Source organism: Micromonospora mangrovicola, from assembly GCF_047200535.1.
GTDB lineage: Bacteria > Actinomycetota > Actinomycetes > Mycobacteriales > Micromonosporaceae > Micromonospora.
Map to the genome: position 1 here is coordinate 13244 of NZ_JBJZOG010000032.1, position 23959 is coordinate 37202.

At 74.5% G+C, this 23959-nt stretch carries 22 protein-coding genes; 13 read left to right on the forward strand and 9 right to left on the reverse strand.

Annotated elements, in window-relative coordinates:
• Positions 1 to 32 precede the first annotated feature (32 nt).
• Positions 33 to 695, reverse strand: a complete 663-nt coding sequence (locus ACL02O_RS15355; RefSeq protein WP_412818739.1) for an adenosylcobinamide amidohydrolase — start codon at positions 693 to 695, stop codon at positions 33 to 35.
• A 218-nt stretch (positions 696 to 913) separates the two neighbouring features.
• Here ACL02O_RS15355 and ACL02O_RS15360 point away from each other — a divergent pair, with 218 nt between their 5' ends.
• The 9 genes from ACL02O_RS15360 (at position 914) to ACL02O_RS15400 (ending at position 12068) form a co-directional block, all read left to right on the forward strand.
• A complete protein-coding gene (locus ACL02O_RS15360; RefSeq protein ID WP_007073398.1) occupies positions 914 to 1591 on the forward strand; it encodes a Crp/Fnr family transcriptional regulator in 678 nt (225 codons plus the stop codon).
• Positions 1592 to 1781: 190 nt separating this feature from the next.
• Positions 1782 to 2525 carry a metallophosphoesterase family protein gene (locus ACL02O_RS15365; RefSeq protein ID WP_412818740.1) on the forward strand — a complete coding sequence of 248 codons (744 nt, stop codon included), beginning with the start codon at positions 1782 to 1784 and terminating at the stop codon, positions 2523 to 2525.
• A gap of 319 nt (positions 2526 to 2844) precedes the next feature.
• Positions 2845 to 3489, forward strand: coding sequence for a TetR/AcrR family transcriptional regulator (locus ACL02O_RS15370; RefSeq protein WP_412818741.1), 645 nt, complete (start codon positions 2845 to 2847; stop codon positions 3487 to 3489).
• Positions 3490 to 3503: 14 nt separating this feature from the next.
• Positions 3504 to 4295, forward strand: a complete 792-nt coding sequence (locus ACL02O_RS15375; protein WP_412818742.1) for a TIGR03084 family metal-binding protein — start codon at positions 3504 to 3506, stop codon at positions 4293 to 4295.
• Positions 4292 to 6043, forward strand: a complete 1752-nt coding sequence (locus ACL02O_RS15380) for an acyclic terpene utilization AtuA family protein (protein WP_412818743.1) — start codon at positions 4292 to 4294, stop codon at positions 6041 to 6043. Before ACL02O_RS15375 ends, ACL02O_RS15380 begins: the two co-directional genes overlap by 4 nt.
• On the forward strand, positions 6040 to 7209 hold the full coding sequence (locus tag ACL02O_RS15385; RefSeq protein WP_412818744.1) for an acyl-CoA dehydrogenase family protein: 1170 nt from the start codon (positions 6040 to 6042) through the stop codon (positions 7207 to 7209). The genes ACL02O_RS15380 and ACL02O_RS15385 overlap by 4 nt, the downstream gene beginning before the upstream one ends.
• The gene (locus tag ACL02O_RS15390) at positions 7206 to 8807 is read left to right on the forward strand and encodes an acyl-CoA carboxylase subunit beta (RefSeq protein WP_412818745.1); all 1602 of its coding nucleotides are present in this window, start codon (positions 7206 to 7208) and stop codon (positions 8805 to 8807) included. Before ACL02O_RS15385 ends, ACL02O_RS15390 begins: the two co-directional genes overlap by 4 nt.
• Before the next feature lie 127 nt (positions 8808 to 8934).
• Entirely contained in the window at positions 8935 to 10908 is a 1974-nt protein-coding gene (locus ACL02O_RS15395; protein ID WP_412818746.1) for an ATP-binding protein, read from the forward strand.
• Positions 10905 to 12068, forward strand: a complete 1164-nt coding sequence (locus tag ACL02O_RS15400) for an acyl-CoA dehydrogenase family protein (protein ID WP_412818747.1) — start codon at positions 10905 to 10907, stop codon at positions 12066 to 12068. Before ACL02O_RS15395 ends, ACL02O_RS15400 begins: the two co-directional genes overlap by 4 nt.
• Positions 12069 to 12204: 136 nt before the next feature.
• On the opposite strand, the gene ACL02O_RS15405 is transcribed toward ACL02O_RS15400, so the two are convergent.
• Positions 12205 to 12459, reverse strand: coding sequence for a hypothetical protein (locus ACL02O_RS15405; RefSeq protein ID WP_412818748.1), 255 nt, complete (start codon positions 12457 to 12459; stop codon positions 12205 to 12207).
• On the opposite strand from ACL02O_RS15405, the gene ACL02O_RS15410 reads away from it, so the two are divergent.
• The gene (locus ACL02O_RS15410) at positions 12443 to 12745 is read left to right on the forward strand and encodes a hypothetical protein (RefSeq protein WP_412818749.1); all 303 of its coding nucleotides are present in this window, start codon (positions 12443 to 12445) and stop codon (positions 12743 to 12745) included. The genes ACL02O_RS15405 and ACL02O_RS15410 overlap by 17 nt on opposite strands.
• A 6-nt stretch (positions 12746 to 12751) precedes the next feature.
• Here ACL02O_RS15410 and ACL02O_RS15415 read toward each other — a convergent pair whose 3' ends face one another.
• The 7 genes from ACL02O_RS15415 to ACL02O_RS15445 form a co-directional block, all read right to left on the reverse strand.
• Positions 12752 to 14272 (reverse strand): serine/threonine-protein kinase, encoded by a 1521-nt coding sequence (locus ACL02O_RS15415; protein WP_412818750.1) that lies wholly within the window; start codon positions 14270 to 14272, stop codon positions 12752 to 12754.
• A 30-nt stretch (positions 14273 to 14302) separates the two neighbouring features.
• On the reverse strand, positions 14303 to 14773 hold the full coding sequence (locus ACL02O_RS15420) for a hypothetical protein (RefSeq protein ID WP_412818751.1): 471 nt from the start codon (positions 14771 to 14773) through the stop codon (positions 14303 to 14305).
• Positions 14774 to 14962: 189 nt separating this feature from the next.
• Entirely contained in the window at positions 14963 to 18565 is a 3603-nt protein-coding gene (locus tag ACL02O_RS15425) for an adenylate/guanylate cyclase domain-containing protein (RefSeq protein WP_412818752.1), read from the reverse strand.
• Positions 18562 to 19362, reverse strand: a complete 801-nt coding sequence (locus ACL02O_RS15430) for an MBL fold metallo-hydrolase (protein WP_412818753.1) — start codon at positions 19360 to 19362, stop codon at positions 18562 to 18564. The genes ACL02O_RS15425 and ACL02O_RS15430 overlap by 4 nt, the downstream gene beginning before the upstream one ends.
• Positions 19363 to 19489: 127 nt before the next feature.
• The gene (locus ACL02O_RS15435; RefSeq protein WP_412818754.1) at positions 19490 to 19951 is read right to left on the reverse strand and encodes a RidA family protein; all 462 of its coding nucleotides are present in this window, start codon (positions 19949 to 19951) and stop codon (positions 19490 to 19492) included.
• A 5-nt stretch (positions 19952 to 19956) separates the two neighbouring features.
• Positions 19957 to 20112 carry a DUF4177 domain-containing protein gene (locus tag ACL02O_RS15440; RefSeq protein WP_412818755.1) on the reverse strand — a complete coding sequence of 52 codons (156 nt, stop codon included), beginning with the start codon at positions 20110 to 20112 and terminating at the stop codon, positions 19957 to 19959.
• 62 nt (positions 20113 to 20174) lie between these two features.
• Positions 20175 to 20603: a hypothetical protein gene (locus ACL02O_RS15445; RefSeq protein ID WP_412818784.1), complete on the reverse strand. Its 429-nt coding sequence runs from the start codon at positions 20601 to 20603 to the stop codon at positions 20175 to 20177.
• A 508-nt stretch (positions 20604 to 21111) separates the two neighbouring features.
• Here ACL02O_RS15445 and ACL02O_RS15450 point away from each other — a divergent pair.
• The 3 genes from ACL02O_RS15450 (at position 21112) to ACL02O_RS15460 (ending at position 23951) form a co-directional block, all read left to right on the forward strand.
• Complete coding sequence (locus ACL02O_RS15450) at positions 21112 to 21696, forward strand: Rv0361 family membrane protein (protein WP_412818756.1); 585 nt, start codon at positions 21112 to 21114, stop codon at positions 21694 to 21696.
• Positions 21697 to 21767: 71 nt separating this feature from the next.
• On the forward strand, positions 21768 to 22745 hold the full coding sequence (locus tag ACL02O_RS15455; RefSeq protein WP_412818757.1) for an ArsA-related P-loop ATPase: 978 nt from the start codon (positions 21768 to 21770) through the stop codon (positions 22743 to 22745).
• Positions 22746 to 22799: 54 nt separating this feature from the next.
• Complete coding sequence (locus ACL02O_RS15460) at positions 22800 to 23951, forward strand: ArsA family ATPase (protein WP_412818758.1); 1152 nt, start codon at positions 22800 to 22802, stop codon at positions 23949 to 23951.
• Positions 23952 to 23959: the final 8 nt, after the last annotated feature.

Here is a 23959-nt window from a genome sequence, read left to right on the forward strand (position 1 = left end):
GAAAACTTGTTCGGATCGCGCGGGCGGCCGGGTCAGCCGGCTCGCCGGTCGGACCAGGGGACGACGGGTCCGGCGCCGCCGGCCAGGACGGCCGCGTGCACCGCGCGGGCCAGCGGGGCACCCCAGGTCGACCGGGGACCCCCGTACGGGGCCGGTTCACCGTCGGCCGGACAGAGCAGGGTGACCGCGTCCGTCGGGGTGCCGGTGGCGGGTAGCCCCAGTTCCCAGATCGCCTGCGCCTTCGCCTCGGTGGCGGTGGCCACCGCGTTGATCAGGGCGGCCTCGCTGAGCCGGGCCGGGACGTACCCCACGATGTTGACCGTGCCGACGCGCTGGGCCGGGGCGGCGGGCACGGGGGCGGCGGCCCAGACCGGGGTGCCGAGCCCCACCGTCGCCCAGACCCGGACGCCGGTGTCGGCGCGGGCCACCACCTCGGCGACGTCGACGCCGGTCAGCAGGCCCACGCCGGGTCCGTCCAGGCCCAGGCCGTCGGCCATCTCGGCGAGGTGTTCGGCCGGGTCGTCCCGGTCGTACGACATCGGCACGGTCGCGTTGACCACCCACCGGCGGACGCCGATCCCCCCGCCCAGCGGGGCGGTGCCGACCGCCAGCAGCGGCACCTCCGCACGCCAAACCAGCAGCGGGATGTCCCACCCGACTTCGGGGCGGGTGGTCAGGAACGGCTCACTCAGCACGTCGCCGACCCTACGATCAGGGTGGGAACGGACGGCGGACACCCGGAGCGGGGGCGGGATCTTAGTCGTTGATCGGGTCGGGCGGGTTACGCCCAACGATCAAGATTCCAGGGGTGCACCTCTGATTCCTGCTCATGTGCGCCTAGACTGGCGGCGCGCGAGGGATCAGCGGACGGCGGACCCGGCCGACGGACGGCACGCGCAAGCGGAGGTGCGCGATGGACGAGGTACTGGCCCGCAGCGGGATCTTCCAGGGTGTCGACCCGGAGGCTGCCGAGGCGCTCGCCAAGGAGATGGAGACGATCGAGGTCCGCAAGGGCGAGGTCGTGTTCAACGAGGGCGAGCCCGGCGACAGTCTCTACATCCTCCTGTCCGGCAAGATCAAGGTGGGTCGCCGCGCGGCGGACGGCCGGCAGAACCTGATCGCCGTGATGGGCCCGTCGGACATGGTCGGCGAGCTGTCGCTCTTCGACCCCGGCCCGCGCACGGCGACGGCCACCGCAGTGACCGACACCCGCCTGGTCCGGCTGCGCAAGCAGGCGCTGCGGCCCTGGCTGAACAACCGGCCCGAGATCGCCGAGCAGCTGCTGCGGGTGCTCGCCCGCCGGCTGCGCCGGACGAACGACTCCCTGGCCGACCTGATCTTCACGGACGTGCCCGGCCGGGTCGCCAAGAACCTGCTCCAGATGGCCGGCCGGTTCGGCACCCGTGACGGCGGCGTGCTGCGGGTGACCCACGACCTGACCCAGGAGGAGATCGCCCAGCTGGTCGGCGCCTCCCGGGAGACCGTCAACAAGGCGCTCGCCGACTTCGCCTCGCGTGGCTGGCTGCGCCTCGACGGCAAGAGCATCATCATCCTCGACCCGGAGCGCCTGGCCCGCCGCGCGCGGGTCTGACCAGTCTGGCATCAGCTCCCGGCCCGGCCCGCCGTCGTGCGGTCCGGGCCGGTCCGGTTTTCGCCCGGCCCGGACCGTCGTGCCGTTCCAGGCGTCGGCGTTCCCGGCAGGCGGGGACGACAATGTCGCGCCCCCTCTGCCCGGCGCAGAATTCCTGGACTCCGCGGCGGCTCCGGGGCAGGGTGGGGTGATGCCTGAGCGGGTGGCAGTTCTCTCCGACATCCACGGCGCGCTGCCGGCGCTGGAGGCCGTGCTGGCCGAGCCGGACGTGGCCACGGCCGACCTGATCGTGCTCACCGGTGACATCGCCGCCGGACCGCAGCCGGTCGAGGTGCTGGACCTGCTCGGCAGCCTCGGCGAGCGGGCCTGCTGGGTCGGGGGCAACGCCGATCGGGAACTGGTCAAGGCCCGAGCCGGCAAGAAGTCTCCGATCGACGTCTCGAACTGGGCCGCCGAGCAGCTCCGCGACGACCAGGTGGCCCGGCTGGCCGCGCTGCCGCCGACCGTCACGCTGCCCGTCGCCGGCCTGGGCGAGGTGCTCTTCTGCCACGCGACGCCCCGTGACGACGAGGAGGTCGTGCTGGTCGACTCACGGCTCGACCGGTGGGCCGAGGTCTTCGCCGGCCTGCCGGCCGAGGTGGGCACGGTGGTCTGCGGGCACACCCACATGCCGTTCACCCGGCTCGTCGACCGCCGCCTGGTGGTGAACCCGGGCAGCGTCGGCATGCCGTACGGCGGGGCGGGTGCCTGGTGGGCGCTGCTCGGCCCGGGCGTGCAGCTGCGCCGCACCCGGTACGACGTGGACGCCGCCTGCGCCCGGGTGGCCGCCGAGTCCGGCTTCCCGGACGCCGCCGCCTGGTCCGCCGAGTATCTGCCGTCCCACCACTCCGACGTGGACGCGCTCACCGTCTTCGGTCCACGCGACGGCCGTTGAGCTGCCGCACCCGACGGGCCGGCCGGCCACGCCCGGCCGGGTCCAGCCGCCCGACGGTGGGTAGGGATGGGCCCGCTTTGGAGCCGACTCGTTCGTGAGGTCGCCGGGGACGCCGGCCGGGCGCCGCACTCCGCACGGCTCGCCCACCGCGTGGCGCCGAGCAGGCGGACCGGATGGGCCGGCGACGGCGCGAGATCGTGAATCGTTTGTGACATCAACTCCACAGTGGTGTCCGGAGCACTGGCCCTGCGACGGAGTGTCCTGGCGCCAATAAAAAGTCAGGCTTGACTGTTTGTTTCGGCGGCGGCACGCTGTCCCCGTGCCCACCGCACCGACCCGCGTCCCGCAACAGGAACGCAGCCGTGCCACCCAGGCCCGGCTGCTGGAGGCGACCGTCGACTGCCTGGTCGAGCACGGCTGGTCGGGCACCACCACCACCGTGGTCGCGGCCCGGGCGGGCGTCTCCCGGGGCGCGCAGCTGCACCACTACCCCACCAAGGCCGCCCTGGTCACCGCCGCCGTCGCCCACCTCGCCGAACGACGGGCGGCCGAGCTGCGCAACGAGGCCGAGGCCCTGCCGGCCGGCCCGCAGCGGCTCGACCGGGTGGTGGACCTGCTCGCCGCCGCCTTCACCGGGCCGCTCTTCGTCGCCGCCCTGGAGCTGTGGGTGGCCGCCCGCACCGACGCCGAGCTGCGGAAGGCGCTGGTGCCCCTGGAGGCACGGATCGGGCGGGAGATGCACCGGGCCACCGTCGACCTGCTCGACGTGGACGAGCGCCGGCCCGGCGTACGCGAGGCGGTGCAGGTCACCCTCGACCTGCTCCGCGGGCTGGGCGTGGCCAACCTGCTCAGCGACGACTCGGCCCGGCGCACCGCCCTGCTGCACACCTGGAAGCGCCAGCTCGCCACCCTGCTCACCACCGACGACGACCCGCCGGCGCAACGGAGCGCGCGGCCGCACTGACCCCCGGAGGCACCATGGTCGACCTGACAGCCCTGCTCGCGGATATGGCCGCCGAGTCCGAGCAGCTCGACGCCCTCGTCGCCGCGCTGCCACCGGAGGGATGGGCCCGGTCGACACCAGCACCGGGCTGGACGGTCGCCCACCAGATCGCGCACCTCGCCTGGACCGACGAGATGGCCCGCCTCGCCGCCACCGACGTCGAGGCGTTCTTCGCCTCCATCGCCGCCGCGCCGGACCCGACCCGGCTGGTCGACGACGGCGCCGAGTCCTTCCTCGCCCCACCCGCCGAGCTGCTCACCCGCTGGCGGGACGGCCGGACCGCGCTCGCGGCCATCCTGGCCGCCATGCTCCCCGGCGAGAAGATTGCCTGGTACGGCACCCGGATGTCGCCCGCGTCGATGGCGACCGCCCGGATCATGGAGACCTGGGCGCACGGCGAGGACGTGGCCGACGCGCTCGGCGTCACGCGAACCCCCACCGACCGGCTCCGGCACATCGCCCACCTCGGCTTCCGTACCCTCGGCCACGGCTTCGCCGCCCACGGCCGGCCGGCACCGACTGCGCCGGTACGGCTCGAACTCTCCGCCCCCGACAACACCACCGTCTGGGAGTTCGGCCCGGCGGACGCGGCCGACCGGGTCACCGGCCCGGCGCTCGACTTCTGCCTGCTGGTCGCCCAGCGTCGCCACCGCGCCGACCTGGCGCTCGTCGCCACCGGGCCGGTCGCCGACGAGTGGCTGGACGTGGCCCAGGCGTTCGCCGGCCCGGCCGGCGCCGGCCGGGAACCCACCGGGGTGACCGGGTGACCGGAGCGCTGCGGGTCGGCAACGCCTCCGGCTTCTACGGCGACCGCCTCTCCGCCTGGCGGGAGATGCTCGACGGCGGCGAGCTGGACGTGCTGACCGGTGACTACCTGGCCGAGCTGACCATGCTGATCCTCGGCCGGGACCGGCTGCGGGACCCGTCCCTCGGGTACGCGAAGACCTTCCTCCGGCAGCTGGAGGGCTGTCTCGGCACCGCACTGGACCGCGGGGTCACGCTGGTCACCAACGCCGGCGGGCTCAACCCGGCCGGGCTGGCCGCCGCGATCGGCGCGCTCGCCGACCGGCTCGGCCTCACCGTGCGGGTCGGGTACGTCGAGGGCGACGCCGTCGCCCGGCCGGACGCGCTGACCGCGAACGCGTACCTGGGGGCGTTCGGGATCGCGGCCTGCCTCGACGCGGGCGCTGACGTGGTGGTCACCGGCCGGGTCACCGACGCCTCGCTGGCGGTCGGCCCGGCGATCGCCCGCTTCGGCTGGGGCCGGGACGACCTGGACCCGCTGGCCGGAGCCACCGTCGCCGGGCACCTGATCGAGTGCGGCGCGCAGGTCACCGGCGGCAACTTCAGCTTCTTCACCGAACTGCCCGACGGCGGCCACCGGCCGGGCTTCCCGATCGCCGAGATCCACCCGGACGGCTCGTCGGTGCTCACCAAGCACCCGGGCAGCGGCGGCGCGGTGACCGTCGAGACGGTCACCGCGCAGTTGTTGTATGAGGTGGGCGGCCCGGCGTACCTGGGGCCGGACGTGGTGACCCGGCTGGACACGGTCGAGCTGCACCAGGACGGACCGGACCGGGTACGGGTCGCCGGAGTCCGTGGCACGCCGCCACCGGACACGCTCAAGGTGGGCGTCAACAACCTGGGCGGCTTCCGCAACTCGATGACGTTCGTGCTCTGCGGGCTGGACATCCCGGCGAAGGCGGCGCTGGTCCGGGCCCAGCTGGCGGAGGCGGTCGGCAAGGAGGGCCTGGAGTTCACCCTGGCCCGGACCGACCATCCGGACGCCCCCGACACCGAGACGGCGAGCGCCCTGCTGCACGTACACCTGCGGGACGGCGACAAGGCGCGGGCCGGACGGGCGTTCTCGGCGGCGGCGGTGGAGCTGGCGCTGGCTTCCTACCCGGGCTGCACGCTGACCACGTTGCCCGGCGACGCCACCCCGTACGGGGTCTTCACCGCCGACGCCGTGCCGCAGGGCGCGGTGTCGCACGTCGCGGTGCTGCCCGACGGGGTGCGGGTGCCGATCGCCCCGCCGGCCCGGACGGCGGCCGCGCCGGAGACCGCACCCCCGCATCTGCCAGGGGCGGTGGCGACCGCCGACCCCGCCGCGCCGACCGGCGGAGCCGGGTGGCCGGCGACGGGTCCGACCCGGCGGGCGGCCCTCGGTGAGGTGGTCGGGGCCAGGTCCGGGGACAAGGGCGGCGACGCCAACCTCGGGGTCTGGGCCCGGGCCGACGCGACCTGGGCCTGGCTGCGCGGCTGGCTCACCGTCGACCGGCTGGCCGAGCTCCTGCCGGAGACCGCCCCGCTGACCGTCGAGCGCTACGAGCTGCCGAACCTGCGCGCGATCAACTTCGTCATCCGCGGGCTGCTCGGGCGGGGCGTGGCAGCCTCCACCCGGTTCGACCCGCAGGCCAAGGCGTTCGGCGAGCTGCTCCGCTCGCGAGTGGTCGACCTGCCGGCGGGCCTGCCCGGCGGGCCGTCCGCGACCGTCGAGGAGGGACGCCCGTGACCATTGTCGACACGCCGGAACGCCGGCAGCTCCGCGAGCTGACCCGGGCCTTCGTGAAGAAGGAGGTCCTGCCGTACCTGGACGGCTGGGAGCGGGCCGGCGAGGTGCCCCGTTCGCTGCACGAGACCGCCGCGAAGATCGGCCTGCTCGGCATCGGCTTTCCCGAGAAGGTCGGTGGCAGCGGCGGCGACCTGCTCGACTCGATCGTGGTCACCGAGGAGATCATCCGGTCCGGCGGCTCGTCCGGGCTGGTCGCGGCGCTGTTCACGCACGGCATCGCGCTGCCGCACATGGTCGCCGCCTGCGGTGGCGGTGCCGACTCGGCCGACGCCGGGCCACAGCATCTCATCGACCGGTACGTCCGGCCGACCCTGGCCGGCACGATGATCGGCGCGCTGGCGATCACCGAGCCGGACGGCGGCTCCGACGTGGCGGGTATCCGCACCTTCGCCCGCCGGGACGGCGACCACTACGTGGTGAACGGGTCGAAGACGTACATCACCAGCGGCGTGCGGGCCGACTTCGTGACCACCGCCGTGTGCGCCGAATTTCCCCGGTCCGGCGAACTGCACCTGCTGGTGATCGAGAAGGGCACGCCGGGGTTCACCGTGGGCCGGCGGCTGGAGAAGCTGGGCTGGCACTGCTCGGACACCGCCGAGCTCTCCTTCGTGGACGTGCGGGTGCCGGTGGCGAACCGGGTCGGTCCGGAGGACACCGGATTCCTGGCGATCATGCAGCAGTTCGCCACCGAGCGGCTGTCCCTGGCCACGAGCGCGTACGCGACCGCGCAGCGCTGCGTCGAGCTGGCCACCCGCTGGTGTCGGGACCGGTCCACGTTCGGCCGGCCGCTGGCCGGGCGGCAGTTGATCCGGCACCGGCTGGCCGAGATGCACACCCGCGCCGAGGCCGCCCGGGCGTACGTGCACGACGTGGCGGAGCGGGTGGCCGCCAGTCAGCCGGTGGTGACCGAGGTGGCGATGGCGAAGAACATCGCCGTCGGGGCGTGCGACTGGGTCGTCGACCAGGCGCTGCAACTGCACGGCGGCTTCGGCTACCTGCGCGACGCCGAGGTGGAGCGGCACTACCGGGACGCCCGGATCCTCGGCATCGGCGGCGGCACCACCGAGATCATGAACGAGATCATCGCGAAGGGTCTGGGCCTATGACCACGCTGGACAGCGCCGTCGACCCGTCCTCGCCGGGCCACCTGGCCAATCGGGAGGCCCTGCTGGAGCGCCTCGGCGAACTGGAGGCCGCGCTCGATCAGGCCCGGGCCGGTGGTGGCGAGAAGTACGTGACCCGCCATCACCGGCGCGGCAAGCTGCTGCCCCGGGAGCGGATCGAGCTGCTGCTCGACCCGGACAGCCCGTTCCTCGAGCTGTCGCCGGTGGCCGCGTACGGCACCGACTTCCCGGTCGGAGCCAGCACGGTGACCGGCATCGGCGTGGTCGAGGGCGTGGAGTGCCTGATCGTCGCCAACGACCCGACGGTACGCGGCGGCGCGGTGAACCCGTGGGCTCTCGCCAAGACCCGGCGGGCCGGCGAGATCGCCCTGGCCAACCGGCTGCCGATGGTGAACCTGGTCGAGTCGGCCGGCGCGGACCTGCCCACCCAGGCGGAGATCTTCATTCCGGGCGGCCGGGTGTTCCGCGACCTGACCCGGCTCTCCGCCGCGAAGATCCCGACGGTCAGCGTGGTCTTCGGCAACGCCACCGCCGGTGGCGCATACGTCCCCGGAATGTCCGACTACACCATCATGATCCGGGACCGGTCGCAGGTGTACCTGGCCGGGCCGCCGCTGGTGAAGATGGCAACCGGCGAGGTCACCGACGACGAGTCGCTGGGCGGGGCGGCCATGCACGCCACGCGGTCCGGCCTGGCCGACTTCCTGGCCGAGGACGAGCGGGACGGCATCCGGCTGGCCCGGCAGTGCCTACGCCGGCTCAACTGGCGCAAGGAGGGACCGCCGCCGCGCAACCCGGTCCCGCAGCCGCCGAAGTACGACCCGGAGGAGCTGCTCGGCATCGCCAGCGCCGATCTCAAGGTGCCGTTCGACCCGCGCGAGGTGCTGGCCCGGGTGCTGGACGGCAGCGAGTTCGACGAGTTCAAGCCGAACTACGGCACTGCGCTGGTCACCGGCTGGGGCGAGCTGCACGGGTATCCGGTCGGGGTGCTGGCCAACGCCCGGGGCGTGCTGTTCAGCGAGGAGGCGCAGAAGGCCGCGCAGTTCATCCAGCTCGCCAACGCCGCTGACACCCCGCTGGTCTTCCTGCAGAACACCACCGGCTACATGGTCGGCACCGAGTACGAGCAGCGCGGCATCATCAAGCACGGCGCTCTGATGATCAATGCGGTGTCGAACTCGAAGGTCCCGCACCTGACGGTCAACCTGGGCGCCTCGTACGGGGCCGGCAACTACGGCATGTGCGGTCGGGCGTACGAGCCGAGGTTCCTGTTCACCTGGCCGAACGCCAAATCGGCGGTGATGGGGCCGGCGCAGCTCGCCGGGGTGCTGTCGATCGTGGCCCGGCAGGCCGCCGCGGCCCGGGGACGCGACTACGACGAGGACTCCGACGCCGCCATGCGGATGATGGTCGAGCAGCAGATCGAGTCCCAGTCCGGGGCGCTCTTCCTCTCCGGCCGGCTCTACGACGACGGGGTGATCGACCCCCGGGACACCCGTACCGTCCTCGGGCTCTGTTTGTCGGCGATCCACAACGGACCGGTACGGGGCGCCGACGGCTTCGGCGTCTTCCGGATGTAGCCGTGAGCGCGAGGAACGCAGCGAAGCGGAGTCCCGCAGTCGCGAACGAAAGGCAGGCACCCGTGAGCGCGAGGAACGCAGCGAAGCGGAGTCCCGCAGTCGCGAACGAAAGGCAGGCTCACCCCGGATGATCAACAGACTTCTCGTGGCCAACCGTGGTGAGATCGCCCGCCGGGTCTTCGCCACCTGCCGCGCGCTCGGCGTGGAGACGGTAGCGGTGCACTCCGACGCGGACGCCGACGCGCCCTTCGTCGCCGAGGCCGACCGGGCCGTACGCCTGCCCGGGCACACGCCGGCCGAGACGTACCTGCGGATCGACCTGATCCTGGACGCGGCCCGCAAGGCCGGCGCGGACGCCGTGCACCCGGGCTACGGGTTCCTCGCCGAGAACGCCGAGTTCGCCGGCGCGGTGACCGACGCCGGGCTGATCTGGGTGGGTCCGCCGGCCAAGGCGATCGCCGCGATGGGCGACAAGATGGCGGCCAAGGCGCTGCTCGCCGACGCGGGCGTCCCGATGCTGTCCACCTGGACCGACGCCGACCAGGTCACCGGCTTTCCGGTGCTGGTGAAGGCGGCGGCGGGCGGCGGCGGCCGGGGCATGCGGGTGGTCCGGGAAGCGGCCGGGCTCGCCGAGGCCGTGGCCTCCGCGCGCCGTGAGGCGGCCGCGGCGTTCGGCGACGGCACGGTCTTCATCGAGCGGTACGTCGAGGGTGGCCGGCACGTCGAGGTGCAGATCTTCGGCGACAGCCACGGCACGGTACTGGCCCTCGGCGAGCGGGACTGCTCGATCCAGCGCCGGCACCAGAAGATCGTCGAGGAGGCTCCGGCGGTCCTCGCCCGGGAGCTGCGGGACCGGCTGCACGCCGCGGCGGTGGCCGCCGGCCGGGCGGTGGAGTACGTCGGCGCCGGCACGGTCGAGTTCCTGCTCGGGCCCGACGGGGAGTTCTTCTTCCTGGAGATGAACACCCGCCTCCAGGTCGAGCACCCGGTCACCGAGGCGGTCACCGGACTGGACCTGGTCCGGCTGCAACTGCTGGTCGCCGAGGGCGAGCCGCTGCCGCTGGCGGCCACCCCGCCGGTGGACGGCCACGCGATCGAGGTACGCCTGTGCGCGGAGGACCCGGCCGAGGGCTTCCGCCCGGCCACCGGCACCCTGCACCGGTTCGCGATCCCCGGTGTGGTGGGCGAGTTCGACCCGACGAAGGGGCTGCGCCTCGACTCGGGCGTCACCGGCGGCTCGACGGTGAGCGTGCACTACGACTCGATGCTCGCCAAGCTGGTCGCCTGGGCGCCCACCCGGGCCGGGGCGGCCCGCGCCCTGGCCCGCGCGCTGGCCGGCGCCGAGCTGCACGGGGTGGCCACCAACCGGGACCTGCTGGTCCGCATCCTGCGCAGCCCGGAGTTCGCCGCCGTCGAGATCGACACCGGTTTCCTGGACCGGCACCCCGAGGTCTTCACCTTCCTGCTGCCGGCCGATCAACTCCCCCAGGTGGCCCTGGCGGCGGCACTCGCCTCGGCCGCCGACCGGCGCGCCGGGGCCCGCGTCCTCGGCGGACTGCCGTCGGGCTGGCGGAACGTGCCGGCGTTTCCGCAGTTCACCCGCTACGCCGGCACCGACGGCGAGGTCGAGGTCCGCTACCGGCTGGATCGCGCTGGCGGGCTCGCCGAGTGGTCGACCTCGACGGGAGTGTCGCCGGCCGTGACGCTCGTCGAGGCCACCCCGGACCGGGTGACCCTCGACGTCGACGGGCTGCGGAGAGTGTTCCGCGTACACCGAATGGGGTCGGAGTTCTTCGTGGACGGCCCGGACGGGGCGGCGAGCCTGACCGAGCTGCCGCGTCTCCCGCTGCCCACCACGGAGCTGGCGGCCGGGTCGCTGCTCGCGCCGCTGCCCGGCGCGGTGACCCGGGTGCACGTCGAGGTCGGCCGGCGGGTCGCCGCCGGTGACCTGCTGCTGACCCTGGAAGCGATGAAGCTCGAACACCCCGTGCTCGCCCCGACCGACGGCGTGGTGGCGGCACTGCCCGTTCCCGCCGGCGGCCAGGTCGACACCGGGACCGTGCTGGCCGTGGTTGACCCCGATGAGGAGGCCCCGCAGTGAACTTCGACCTCACCCCCGAGCAGGACCAGCTCCGCGACGCCGTCCGGGCCCTGGGCCGGAAGTACGGCCACACGTACTTCGTGCAGAAGGCCAGGGCCGGCGAGCACACCACCGAGCTGTGGCACGAGGCCGGCCGGCTCGGCTACCTCGGCGTCAACATCCCCACCGAGTACGGCGGCGGCGGTGGCGGCATCACCGAGCTGGCCCTCGTCTGCGAGGAGCTGGCCGCCGCCGGCTGCCCGCTGCTGCTGCTCGTGGTCTCCCCCGCCATCGCCGCCACCGTGATCAACAAGCACGGCACCGAGGAGCAGCGCAAGCGGCACCTGCCCGGGCTCGCCGACGGCTCCCAGAAGATCGTCTTCGCGATCACCGAGCCGGAGGCCGGCTCGAACTTCCACCGGCTCGGCACGGTGGCCCGCCGGGACGGCGACGACTGGCTGCTCTCCGGCCGCAAGTGCTACATCTCCGGGGCCGACGAGGCCGGCCACGTGCTGGTGGTGGCCCGGACCGAGGATTCCGCCACCGGCAAGCTGAAGCCGGCGCTGTTCATCGTGCCGACCGACGCGCCCGGGCTGGAGACGTCGAAGCTCGACATGGAGATCCTCTCCCCGGAGAACCAGTTCCTGCTCTACCTCGACGATGTGCGGGTGCCCGCCGACGCGCTGGTTGGTGAGTCGCTGGACGCCGGGCTGCCGGCGCTCTTCTCCGGGCTGAACCCGGAACGGATCACCGTGGCCGCGATGGGCGCCGGCACCGGCCGGTACGCCATCGAGCGGGCCAGCGGGTACACCGCCACCCGCAGGGTGTGGGGCGACCGGAGCATCGGCTCCCACCAGGGCGTCGCCCACCCGCTGGCGCACGCCGCGGTACAGGTGGAGCTGGCCCGCCTGATGATCCACAAGGCGGCCTCCCTGTACGACGCGGGCCGCGACCTGGAGGCCGGCGTCTCCGGCAACATGGCCAAGTACGCGGCCGGCGAGGCCGCCGCGCTCGCCGTGGACACCGCCGTGCAGGCGCTCGGCGGCGCCGGCATGACCACCGAGTACGGCGTGGCCACCTTGCTCGGCGCGGTGCGGGCCGGCCGGATCGCCCCGGTCAGCCGGGAGATGATCCTGAACTTCGTCGCCCAGCACGTCCTCGGCCAGGACAAGTCGTACTGATCCCCGCCGAAGGTCCCGCCGGGACCAGGTGGTCGAGTCGACGCGCGGGTCGACGCCGTCGCCACCACACCACCGCGTTCGCCCGGCCGGCCCGGTACGGCGGGTGCCCGGTCACCCGCCGTGCCCCGAGGGTCGGTCAACGCACCGTCAGCGTGCCGACCACCGGCAGCGGCGCGGCCACCGGCGGAAGCCGCTTCGGCTCGCCCCGGCCCGGCCCGGCCCGGCCGAGATGATCCTGCGTATCGAACGGACGGCCGAGCCGACCGCCCGGATCGGCCGGTTGACAGGTGGACGGCTTGGACGATCCTGTACGGGTGAGCCCGTTCCCGAAGCCCGATGCGCGGGCGAAGGCCGTCCTCGCGTCGCTCGCGGCAATGACGGTGCTGGCCACCCTGCTGGCGTGGCGCCCGGCCGGCGTCGTGGCGGTGGCCCTGGCCCTGCTCTGCGTCGTGCTCGGGATGATCGCCGGGGTGGCGGTGGCCGCCGCCCGTCAGTCCGATGGGGACACCCCGGCGGAGGGCCATCCGGGATCCGCCGGGTACGAGTTGGACGCCGACACGCTGGAGTCGCTGGACCCGCAGCTGATCGGAGAGCCCGGCACGGCGGGCGGGCACGGGGTCGACGCCGACACCCTGGACGCGCTGGACCCCCGGGAGGTCCGGGATCGCCGCCGGTGAACGACCTCAGCGACCGGTGAGGGTCGGCACGGCGAGCGCGTCGACGCCCCGACCGGCCAGGCAGCGGTAGGTGTGGTCCACGGCGGCCAGGGCCGGCGGCAGCACCTCCAGGTTCCACCCGGCCGTCTGCCGGATGCCGCTGACCAGGCGGAACGTGTTGACGTTGCAGATCCGCTGGACGGTCGGGTCCGCGACGACCGCGTCGTGCCCGGCCTCCGCCAGCGTCGCCGGCAGGTCGCCCTCGGCGTAGGTCTCCCAGGTGTGCCGGCCGTCGCACGGCACCCGGGCCGCCTCCGCGCGGTCCCGCCGCAGCCGCACCGGGCCGAAGCACTCCAGCTCAGGCGTGCAGCGGGCACCCACCGGCAGGTGCACACCCCCGGCCGCGCAGCCCGGCAGCACCGTGACCCCGGTCTGATCGACCACCCCGGTGGCCACCGCCGTCGGCGACACCACCGGCGGCGCGCCGCCGGCCAGCCACGCCCCGGCGGTGGCCGGCGCGGCCAGCGCGGCCACGGCCGCGCCGCCGAGGAACCAGCGACGCCGCCACCGCCGGACGGGGACCGGCGTGCCCGGGTGCTCGTTCTCCGCAGCCGGCCGCGGGGCCGGCTGCCCCGTCCGGCCCAGCGGGTAGGGCCCACCGCTGGTCGGGCCACCACTGACCGGGGCGCCGGAGACCGGCGCGCCGCCGACCGGGTAGGCACCCTCGATCGGGAGGGCGGCGAGCATCCCACGCAGCTCCACGGCGGACGGTCGCTCGTCCGGGTCGTTGGCCATGCCGAGCCGGAGCACGTCGATCAGCTCCTCCGGCACCCCCGGCAGGCCGGGGATCGGCTGGTGGAACATCTCCAGCACGGTGACCAGGCTCGGGTTGCGCTCGGACTGCCAGCGCGGGGGGCGGCCGTGCATCACCGCGTAGAGGGTGGCGCAGAGCGCGTACACGTCGACCGCCGGCGAGGGCGGGCTGTGGCTGAACATCTCCGGCGGCGCGTACGCCGGGGTGAGCACCTCCAGGGTGACCGAGGCGTCCCGCACCTCGGCCAGCACCGCCAGCCCGAAGTCGGCCAGCACCGCCGGGTTGAAGTGCGAGTAGAGGAGGTTCGCCGGCTTGACGTCCCGGTGCAGCACCCCCGCCGCGTGCGAGTGGGCGAGCGCGTCGGCGATCTTCACGCCCAGGTCGCGGGCCTCCACCGGGCCCAGCGGCGAGGTGCGCATCCGCTCCGCGTACGAGCCGTCGCAGAGCTCCATGATCAGATACGGGTGCTGGTCGACGGTGACCCCGACGTCGAAGAGGTCGACCACGTGCGGGTGCGAGGACATCTTGCCGGCGGCCCGTGCCTCGCGCAGGAACCGGGCCTGGTCGCGCTCGCTGTCCAGCGTGCGGTTCTCCACCTTGACCGCGACCTCGCGCCCCACCGAGATCTGGGTGGCCCGGTAGACGGTGGCGTAGCCGCCGCGGGCGAAGACCTCCAGGTCGGTCAGACCGGGCACGATGGGCAGCCGGAGCGCGCCGGGCGGGGTCTCGGTCACTGCTCGAAAATACCCAACGATCCGCGTCGCTCAGGACACCGCGTCGGTCGCCGGCACCGGCCCGGAGCCGACGGTCCCGCCCTCGACCGCCGGGGCGGAACCCGCCCGACGGCCGTCCCACCACAGGCCGGCGGCCGTCGCGACCGCACCCAGCCCTTCCCACGCCGCCACCGAGAAGAACCGGCCCGGGGCGACGCCGGTGAGCACGGTGATGCTGAAGACGGTGAACGTGACCAGCCGGAACCAGACGGTGAACCGGTAGAACACCCGCCACTCGGTAGCGGCGGCGAGCAGGTAGTAGACCCCCATGTTGAAGGAGGCCATCGAGGAGGCGGTGAGGAAGGTGCCGGTGTAGTCGCCCGCGGCCCGCTCGGCCGGCACCTCGAAACCGAGCATGCGCAGCTGTGCCTCCGGCCAGATCAGCCCGAGCGCGCCCAGCAGCACGGCCAGGGCCCCGAAGACCGCGATCGTCCAGCCGGCACCGGAGCGCGGCAGCCTCATCCGTCCTCCCCACCCTTGACCGCCGCCGTGGGCGGTCCCTGTCGACCCCACACGCTAGCCGCCCGCCTCCGACGAGCACATCCCCGAAACCGCCAAACCTGCCCGCACCAGCACACCGCACCACGCACCGTGCCCGCTGATTCACGAAAGCGTGGTCATCGGGCGCCGGATACCCACGCTTCCCGTGAATCAGCGGGGATCGGGGGTGGGGGTGAGGCGGGCGCGGAGGGACTCGGCGACGAGCCGTTCGCTGCGCTGCTCGGTGGCGTACGCCAGCCGAACCGCCTCCTCGGCGCTGGCCAGCGCCTCTGCCCGCCGGCCGCAGGCCGCCAGCGTCTCGGCCAGCACACAGGCCGCGATGACCTGGCTCCGGACGTCCTCGGCCGGCGCGCGCATCGCCCGCTGCGCCCAGTCCAGTGCCTGCTCACGCTGCCCGTGGGCGAGCAGCGCCGAGGCGTACCGGGCCATGGTCTGGCGGCGGGAGAAGAGCAGCGACGGGGTGTTGGCGGCCGCGGTGGCCACCGGGGCGAGCAGCCCCACCGCGGTGGCCGGGTCGCCGGCGGCGAGCCGGGCCATGGCGAGCAGCACCCGCGGTGCCACCTGGGCCGGGGCCTGCGGGTTGTGCGGCTCCACTGTGGTCAGCACCGACCGGGCGTCCCGCTCGGCGGTCTCGTGGTCGCCCATGTCCAGCGCCACGAAGCCGCGCAGCGTGCCGGCCATCCCGGTGAGCAGTGGGTGCGACGTCCGCCCCGCGTACGCCAGGGCGTCGGTGAGCAGGTCGGCGGCGTGCTCCGGCTCGCCCAGCCCGCGCGCCACCACCCCGCGTACGACCAGGGCGAAGCCCTGCCCCCAGTCGTCGCCGACCTCGGCGAACTCCCGGTACGCGCGGCGGGCGCCGCGGTCCGCCTCGGCCAGGTCGCCGAGCTCGGCGGTGGCGTACGCCTCGACTGCGCGGAGCGTGCCGACCGCCCACGCCTCGCCGACGCGCTCGCCGAACGGCAGGAAGACCTGCGCCATCCGGCAGGCCTCCCGGAGCCGGCCGGCGAGCAGCCGGGCGAACGCGGTCGTGCCGCGCAGCCAGGCCCGCCCGTACGGGTCCTTCAGCTGGGCGAAGAGCCGGGCGGCCCGGCCGAGCACCGCGTCGGTGCCGGCGAAGTCACCCCGGGTGGTGGTCACCCAGGCCAGGTTCTGCAACGACCAGGCCTGCCCGCGCGGATCCTTGGCGGAGAGGCTCACCTGGTAGGAGGCGGCGAGCCGGCTGCTCGCCTGGCCCAACCGGCCGGCGATGAAGTCGGCCATGCCGAGCCGGCGCATTGCCGAGGCGCGCAGCGTCGGCAGTTCGGCCGCGGTGGCCACCTGCAACGCCTCCTGCCAGCTGCGCTCCGCCCGGGCGGCGTCGCCGAGGGTCTGCTGGGCCTGCCCGGCCAGCAGCAGGGCGCTGGCCCGGATGGCCGCCGCGTCACCGGCGTTGGCGGCGATCTTCTCGGCGAAGGCGAGCGCGTCGGTCGGTCGGCCGATCTGGAGCAGCGCCCGGGCGTGCACCACCCGGTCGGCCAGCGGCAGCCCGTCGCGGGCCAGCTCGGCGGCGCGTTCGGCGTACTCGATGGCCAGGGCCGGCTCGCCCGAGCGCAGCGCGCCCCGAGCGGCCCGGCCGAGCGCGGCGACGCCGAGCGGGGCCACCGCGCGGGCCGGCGCGTCCGGGCGGAGCTTCACCGCGTCGGCGAGCGCGGCGGCCCGCTCGACGTGTTCGGCGACGAAGTCGTCCCGGGCGGTCTCACTGAACCCGCCGGGTGGCGCCGCGCCGGTGTCGATCCCCTCCGGGGCGGCCCAGTGGGCCAGTGCGGCGTGCCGGTCGGCCAGCTCGGCCTTGCTCACCCCGGCGTACGCGGCCTCCCGCATCAGCGGGGTGGCGAAGGCGTAGCCGGTACGGGTGCGGTGCAGCATTCGGCGTTGCAGCAGCTCCTCCACGGCCCGGTCCAGCTCGACCGCGGCCACCGCCGACGGCCGGCCGGCCAACCCGACGCGCTGCTCGCGGAGCGCCTCCAAGGCGCCGGCGGGCACGGTGTCGCCGACCACCGCCGCGTCCCGCAGCACCGAGCGGGCGTCCGGCGGCAGCGCGTCGATCCGCGCGGCGAGCACCGCGGCGAGGTCGCGGGAGAGCAGCCGGCTGCCCAGCGAGCCGGGGGCGAGCCGCCAACCGACGTTGGCGCCCCGGCCCGGACCGGCGGTCAGCGCACCGCGCTCCAGCAGCAGGGTGACCAGTTCGGCCAGGTAGAACGGATTGCCCTGCGCGGTGGCCAGCAGCCGGTCCGCGTCGACCTGCGACAGCTTGCCGCCGCCCAGGTAGCTGGTGAGCAGCCGGGAGGCGTCGGCGCCGCGCAGCGGTGGCAGCGCGTGCACCTCGGCGTCCGCGACCCGGGTCAGCGCGCCGGCGGTACGCACCAGCTCGGGCCGGCCGAGCAGCAGCACCAGCACCGGGCCGCTGAGCCGGGACAGGGTCAGCCCGAGCGCGTTGATCGTCTCGGCGGTCGCGTCGTGCAGGTCGTCCACGACGATGACCAGCGGCGCCTCCACGGCGAGCGCGCTGAGCAGGTCGGCGACCGCGTTCGGCACCGCCTCGGCGTCGGGGGGCGCGGCGGCGGTGCTCCACTCACCCTGGTCGGTAGGGCCGCCGGCGGCGGGAAGTTCCGCGTACCCGAGCAGGGCCAGGAGCTGGTCGACGGCGATCGGGGGGAGGTCGCCGGAGAGCCGGCCGAGGCGTTGGCCGAGCCGGCGCAGCCGCTCCTCGACGGCCGGCCGGGTGAGTGCCGTGGCCGGGTCGTTGGGCAGGCCGACCGCCGCCCGGACCAGGTCGGCGAGGGGGGCGAGCCGGCGCCGCTCGCCGAACGCGGCGCAGCGCACGGAGAGCACCCGGGCGCCGGTGTGCGCGGCGTAGCGGCCGGCGCCCACGTCGTAGCCCGCGGCGAGGCGTTCCACCTCGGCCGCGAACCGGGACTTGCCGATCCCGGCCTCGGCGGTCATCAGCAGCACCCGGGGTTCGCCACGGTCGATCACCTCGGCGAGCCGGCCGGCGACCCGGCCGATCTCGGTCTCCCGGCCCACGAAGGGGGCCTCGTCGCCGAGGCCGGACCGGGTACCCGGGGCGTCCAGGAGCCCCAGCAGCTCGTACGCCTCGACCGGCTCGCGCTTGCCCTTGAGCCGCAGCGGACGCAGCGCCCGCCAGGAGGCGACGTGCCGGGTGGCGGCGGCGGTCCGCGCCCCGGCGTAGACCGCGCCGACGGCGGCGGCGTCCGCCAGCCGGGCCGCGGTGTTCACCGTGTCGCCGATGACCGTGTACTCGATGGCGGCCTGGATGCCCGCGATGACGTCGCCGGTGTTCAGCCCGACCCGCAGGCCGAGCGGCGCGCCGCCGCCCCGCTCGTCGTCGAGCACCCGGCGCACCGCCCGCTGCATGGACAGCGCCGCCCGGACGGCCCGCTCGGCGTCGTCCTCGTGCGCCACCGGCGCCCCGAAGACCGCCATGATCCCGTCGCCGGTCAGCTTGTCGACGTGCCCGCCGAAGGTCTTGACCGCGCCGGCGAGGGCGGCCAGCACCCGGTCGGTGACCGCGCCGACCCGTTCCGGGTCGAGGTCCTCCGACCAGGAGGTGAAGTCGGAGAGGTCACCGAAGAGCACGGTCACCACCCGCCGCTCCGCCGTCGGCAGGGTGGCCGCGGCGGGCAGCGCCGCCCCGCAGTTGTGGCAGAACTTCGCCCCCGGGACGGCGAGCGTGCCGCAGACCGGGCAGGTCACGGTTGCTCCACTCCGAGGTATTCGAGCTGGGCGCGGACCGACCACTCGGCCGCCCACCAGAGCGACCGGTCGACGTCGGCGTAGACCTTGGCGACCACCTCGGGCGCGGTGGTCGCGCCCTCGGCGACCGCCGCGCGCACCTGGTCGAGGCGGGCCCGCCGGTGGGCCAGGTAGAACTCGGCCGCCGCGCCGCAGTCGGCGAGCGCCGGGCCGTGCCCGGGCAGCGCCGGAACCCCCCGGTACGTGGAGAGCAGCTCCAGGCTCGACAGGTAGTCCCCCAGATGCCCGTCCGGGTGGGCGACCACGGTGGTGCCCCGGCCCAGGATGGTGTCGCCGGTGAGCACGACCCGCTCGTCGCCGTGCGCGACGAGGAAGCAGACCGAGTCGGCGGTGTGGCCGGGGGTGTTCAGCAGGTCGATCGCCAGTCCGAACCCGCCGAACGATTCGCCGGGCTCGGTCAGCGGCTCACCGCCGATGGTGTGCGCGGGGTCGACCGCGAGCACGTGCGTACCGCCGAGGAGCTCGCTCAGCCGGGCAGCGCCCTCGGTGTGGTCGGGGTGTCCGTGGGTGATCAGCACGAACCCGACCGGTGCGTGTGCCGCGATCGCGGTCAGGTGCGCCTCGTCCGCCGGCCCCGGGTCGACCACGATCGCGTGCTCCGCGCCGGGGGCGCGGAGCACCCAGGTGTTGGTGCCGTCGAGCGTCATCGGCCCCGGGTTCGGTGCGCGCAGCAGCGTCACCCACCCCGGCAGCTCGTCCGCGAGAGCACCCGCCGCCCCGGTCACATGCCCACCCATGGCAGCGATCGTACGACCCCGCCGACCACTCCCCGCGATCTTGCGGTTTCGGCCTGTGTTTTGTGCCCGTTCGCGCCTTTGGTCGGGCGGAACCGCAAGATCGCGGGGAGAAAGGGGGTGGGACAGGTCAGGCGACCTCGACGATGACCTCGACCTCGACGGGGGCGTCGAGCGGCAGCTCGGCGACGCCGACCGCGCTGCGGGCGTGCCGGCCGGCCTCACCGAAGACGGCGCCGAACAGGTCGGAGGCACCGTTGATCACGCCCGGCTGGCCGGTGAAGCCCGGCGCGCTGGCCACGAAGCCGGTCAGCTTCACGACCTTGACCACGTTCTCCAGGCCGACGAGCGAGTCGATCGCGGCGAGGGCGTTCAGGGCGCACCGCTGCGCCAGGTCCTTCGCCTGCTCGGCGGAGACGCCGTTGCCGACCTTTCCGGTGGCGAGCAGCTTGCCCTCCGCCATGGGAAGCTGGCCCGAGACGTAGACGTGCTGCCCGGACTGGACGGCCGGCACGTAGCTGGCCACCGGCGGCACGACCTCGGGCAGGTTCAGGCCAAGCTCGGCGAGCTTCGCGTGCGGTCCGTTCGACATGCCGCTCACACCTTCGGACGCTTGAGGTAGGCGACGAGCTGCTCCGGGTTCGGGCCGGGAACCACGGAGACCAGTTCCCAGCCGTCCTCGCCCCAGTTGTCGAGGATCTGCTTGGTCGCGTGGACCAGCAGCGGGACCGTGGCGTATTCCCACTTCTGCATCGGGTGAAGGCTCCCTTGCCTGGCATGGACTTCGGTCAGGCACAGCCTACGGTCCGGCGGTACTAGCGGGACGCGGGACGCTGCCCCGGGGGCGCGGGCGGTTCGCCGCAGGGCCCCTCGTGGTCGTACGGCTGCGGGCACCGGGTGCGGTCGGGCAGCAGCAGGTCGCAGAAGACGCGGTGCCGGTTGTTCTGGTCGTCGGCGGTGGAGACGGTCGTCTCGCCGGCGTCCACCTCGGCGAGAAAGCCCAGCGAGGTGGCCACGGTGCCGGCCAGCGCGGTGGCCGCCGCCAGGTCGGCGACCCGGACCGGCAGGTGGATGACGTATCCCGGTCCCTCGTCGTCCGGGCGGCGCTCGCCGAGGCGGACCAGCGTGCGGAGCGACTCGACCGGCTGGCGGTACGACCGTTCGTTGAACGACAGTCCCGGCCCGGGGCCCTCGACCCCGCCGGGCGGGAACTGGACTCGAGGGCCGTTCTCCGCGTCGCGCATGTACTGCCTCCGGGCGTCGCACCTGGTCAGAGTCACCACATCCGGCCTGGACCCACTGCCCGGTCCGGCCCCCGCCTCGCGACGAACGTAGGACCTTCCGGGAGTCCCGGCAACGGGACGCGCACGCCCGGTCACGTCCAGTCGCATATGCGACACCTCTCTCGCCCGGAAGGCGACGGCGTGTTCACGCTTCCGGCGACGCGACGCGGCATCCGGTGGCGTACGGGGGCTGGCAAGTCGGCCATCGACCGCTACCCTTCCGGTCTGGACGGGCGACCCCGCTCGCCCGCCGTGCTCGATCATGCGTCGTCGCCTGGGGCGGCGACGGCGCCGCACCCCGGGGGAAGACATGACCCAACCGCCCATCGGCGGCGCCGCCGCGCCCGGAGACCCGTCGCCCGAGCAGCCGCCCGCCGGCGCCACGCCGCCCGCCGGGGCCTTCCCGCCGCCGGCGCCCGGGGCTTTCCCGCCTCCGCCGCCGCCTTCCGGGGCCTTCCCGCCTCCGCCGGTGCCCGGGGCTTTCCCGCCTCCGCCCGCCGGGGCCTTCCCGCCGCCGGCGCCCGGGGCTTTCCCGCCTCCGCCGCCGCCTTCCGGGGCCTTCCCGCCGCCGGCGCCCGGCTACCCGCCGTACCAGCAGGCGGCCGCCCCGAAGAAGCGGCGCGGCCTGCTGATCGCCTCGATCGTGCTGGCCGCGGCGGTGCTGCTCTGCGGTGGCGGCGGCACGGCCGCGTTCCTCACCCTGCGCAACGCGGAGGACGGCCAGGGCGCCAAGCAACCGGCGGTCGCGGTGGACGGCTTCCTCACCGCCGTCTACAAGGACCGGGACGCCCGCAAGGCCGCCACCTTCGTCTGCACCGCCGCCCGGGACGACAAGAAGATCGCCGCCAAGGTCGCCGAGGTGAAGAAGTACGCGACGCAGTACCAGAACCCGCGGTTCCGCTGGACCACCCCGAAGGTGGACAACGAGACCGGCGACCGGGCGACCGTCACCACCCGGGTCACCATGACCACCTCCGACGAGAAGGTCGCCGACCAGGACCTGCGCTTCACCGTGGTGCGGAAGACGGGATGGTGGGTCTGCGAGGTCGCCTGACCCCCCGGGTGGGGCTGGCTCGACCCGCCACGCCCCCACCGCCCGTCCCGCGCGGGCTCTAAGCTCGACGAGTGGCAGCAGCTGAGCAGCCGGCCGACCCGGCCGGCACCGGGTGGCCGGCCCGCCTGCACGTGGTGACCGGCAAGGGCGGCACGGGCAAGACCAGCGTGGCCGCGGCGCTGGCCCTCGGGCTGGCCGCCGGCGGCCGGCGCACCCTGCTGGTCGAGGTGGAGGGGCGGCAGGGCATCGCCCAGCTCTTCGGCACCGACCCGCTGCCGTACGAGGAGCGGCACCTGACCGACGCTCCCGGCGGCGGTGAGGTGCGCGCCCTGGCGGTGGACGCCGAGGAGGCGCTCCTGGAGTACCTGGACATGTTCTACAAGCTCGGCGCGGCCGGCCGCGCGCTGCGCAAGCTCGGCGCGATCGACTTCGCCACCACCATCGCCCCGGGCCTGCGGGACGTGCTGCTCACCGGCAAGGTCAAGGAGGCCACCACCCGCACCAGCGGCCAGCGCCGGACCTACGACGCGGTGGTGCTGGACGCCCCGCCGACCGGGCGTATCGGCCGGTTCCTCAACGTGACGGCGGAGACCGCCCGGTTGGCCAAGGTCGGCCCGATCAAGACCCAGAGCGACGGGGTCTCCGCGCTGCTCCGCTCGCCGATGACGGCCGTGCACGTGGTGACCCTGCTGGAGGAGATGCCGGTCCAGGAGACGGTCGACGCGATCGCGGAGCTGACCCAGCTCGGTTTCCCGGTCGGCCGGGTGATCGTCAACGGGGCCCGCCGCCGGGTGCCGGCCGGCCGCCCGGTGACCGCGGCGGAGCTGAAGCGGGGGCTGGCGGCCGCCGGCCTGCCGACCGACGGCCGGACCGTCGCCGGGCTCGTCGAGGAGGCCCGGGACCAGCAGGTCCGCCGGGAGCTCGAGGACTCGCTCCGGGCCGACCTGGTGGATCTGGGCCTGCCCCTGACCGAGCTGCCGCTGCTCCCCGACGGGGTGGACCGGGCCGGGCTGGAGACGCTGGCCGCGACGCTCGTCCAGGCGGATTGACTCACACCTGCGGCCGGCACGGAGCAGAGACACCCCCGAGACCGATACGCTCGATTGGTGCCTTCCGAAGACGCGGCGCCACCGCTGGACGTCGACCAGATCCTCGCCGACCCCGGCGTGCGCATCGTGGTCTGCTGCGGAGCCGGCGGAGTGGGCAAGACGACCACCGCGGCGGCGTTGGCGCTGCGGGCGGCCGAGCAGCACGGCCGGCGGACGGTGGTGCTCACCATCGACCCGGCCCGCCGGCTGGCCCAGTCGCTCGGCCTGACCGAGCTGGACAACAGACCGCGCCAGGTCAAGGGCATCGACGTCGAGGCCAGCGGCGGCGAGCTGCACGCCATGATGCTGGACATGAAGCGCACCTTCGACGACGTGGTGCTCCAGCACACCGATCCGGCGAAGGCGGCGGAGATCTTCGCCAACCCCTTCTACCAGGCCATGAGCTCGACCTTCGCCGGGACGCAGGAGTACATGGCGATGGAGAAGCTGGGCCAGCTGCACGCCCGCGGCGAGTGGGACCTGATCGTGGTGGACACCCCGCCGTCCCGCTCGGCGCTGGACTTCCTCGACGCCCCGGCCCGGCTCTCCCGCTTCCTCGACGGCCGGATGCTGCGGCTGCTGCTCGCGCCGGCCCGCAGCGGGGGGCGGAGCATGTTCAGCCTCGTCACCGCGAGCTTCGGGATGTTCTCCAAGGTGGTGCAGAAGGTGATCGGCGCGCAGCTGCTCACCGACCTCTCCGGCTTCGTCGCCGCACTGGACTCGATGTTCGGCGGCTTCCGGCAGCGGGCCGAGCAGACGTACCGCATCCTGCAGGCCCGGGAGACGGCGTTCCTGCTGGTCGCCGCGCCGGAGCCGGACGCGGTCCGGGAGGCGGCCTACTTCGCCGGCCGGCTGCGCGAGGAGCGGATGCCGCTGGCCGGCCTGGTGCTCAACCGGGTGCACGAGCCGGCGGCACCGCGGCTGAGCGCCGCCGACAGCCTGGCCGCCGCCGAACGGCTGGCCACCGAGGGCGGGCACGAGGGCACCGTCGAGGCGCTGCGGGCCCACGCCGCGCTGGCCCAACAGGCGGTACGCGAGCAGCGGGTGGCGGCCCGGTTCACCGAGGCGTTCCCGGCGGTGCCGGCGGTGTCGGTGAAGGCGCAGCCCGCCGACGTGCACGACGTCGACGGGCTACGGACGATCGGCGAGGCGATCAGCCGGCGCTGAGGCGCGAC

Excerpts from the sequence above, each read along its gene's own strand:
- ACL02O_RS15360 (WP_007073398.1), top strand. The coding sequence starts at position 914 with ATGGACGAGGTACTGGCCCGCAGCGGGATCTTCCAGGGTGTCGACCCG.
- ACL02O_RS15365 (WP_412818740.1), top strand. The coding sequence starts at position 1,782 with ATGCCTGAGCGGGTGGCAGTTCTCTCCGACATCCACGGCGCGCTGCCG.
- ACL02O_RS15375 (WP_412818742.1), top strand. The coding sequence starts at position 3,504 with ATGGTCGACCTGACAGCCCTGCTCGCGGATATGGCCGCCGAGTCCGAG.
- ACL02O_RS15390 (WP_412818745.1), top strand. The coding sequence starts at position 7,206 with ATGACCACGCTGGACAGCGCCGTCGACCCGTCCTCGCCGGGCCACCTG.
- ACL02O_RS15395 (WP_412818746.1), top strand. The coding sequence starts at position 8,935 with ATGATCAACAGACTTCTCGTGGCCAACCGTGGTGAGATCGCCCGCCGG.
- ACL02O_RS15410 (WP_412818749.1), top strand. The coding sequence starts at position 12,443 with ATGACGGTGCTGGCCACCCTGCTGGCGTGGCGCCCGGCCGGCGTCGTG.
- ACL02O_RS15420 (WP_412818751.1), bottom strand. The coding sequence starts at position 14,773 with ATGAGGCTGCCGCGCTCCGGTGCCGGCTGGACGATCGCGGTCTTCGGG.
- ACL02O_RS15430 (WP_412818753.1), bottom strand. The coding sequence starts at position 19,362 with ATGGGTGGGCATGTGACCGGGGCGGCGGGTGCTCTCGCGGACGAGCTG.
- ACL02O_RS15435 (WP_412818754.1), bottom strand. The coding sequence starts at position 19,951 with ATGTCGAACGGACCGCACGCGAAGCTCGCCGAGCTTGGCCTGAACCTG.
- ACL02O_RS15440 (WP_412818755.1), bottom strand. The coding sequence starts at position 20,112 with ATGCAGAAGTGGGAATACGCCACGGTCCCGCTGCTGGTCCACGCGACC.
- ACL02O_RS15445 (WP_412818784.1), bottom strand. The coding sequence starts at position 20,603 with ATGCGCGACGCGGAGAACGGCCCTCGAGTCCAGTTCCCGCCCGGCGGG.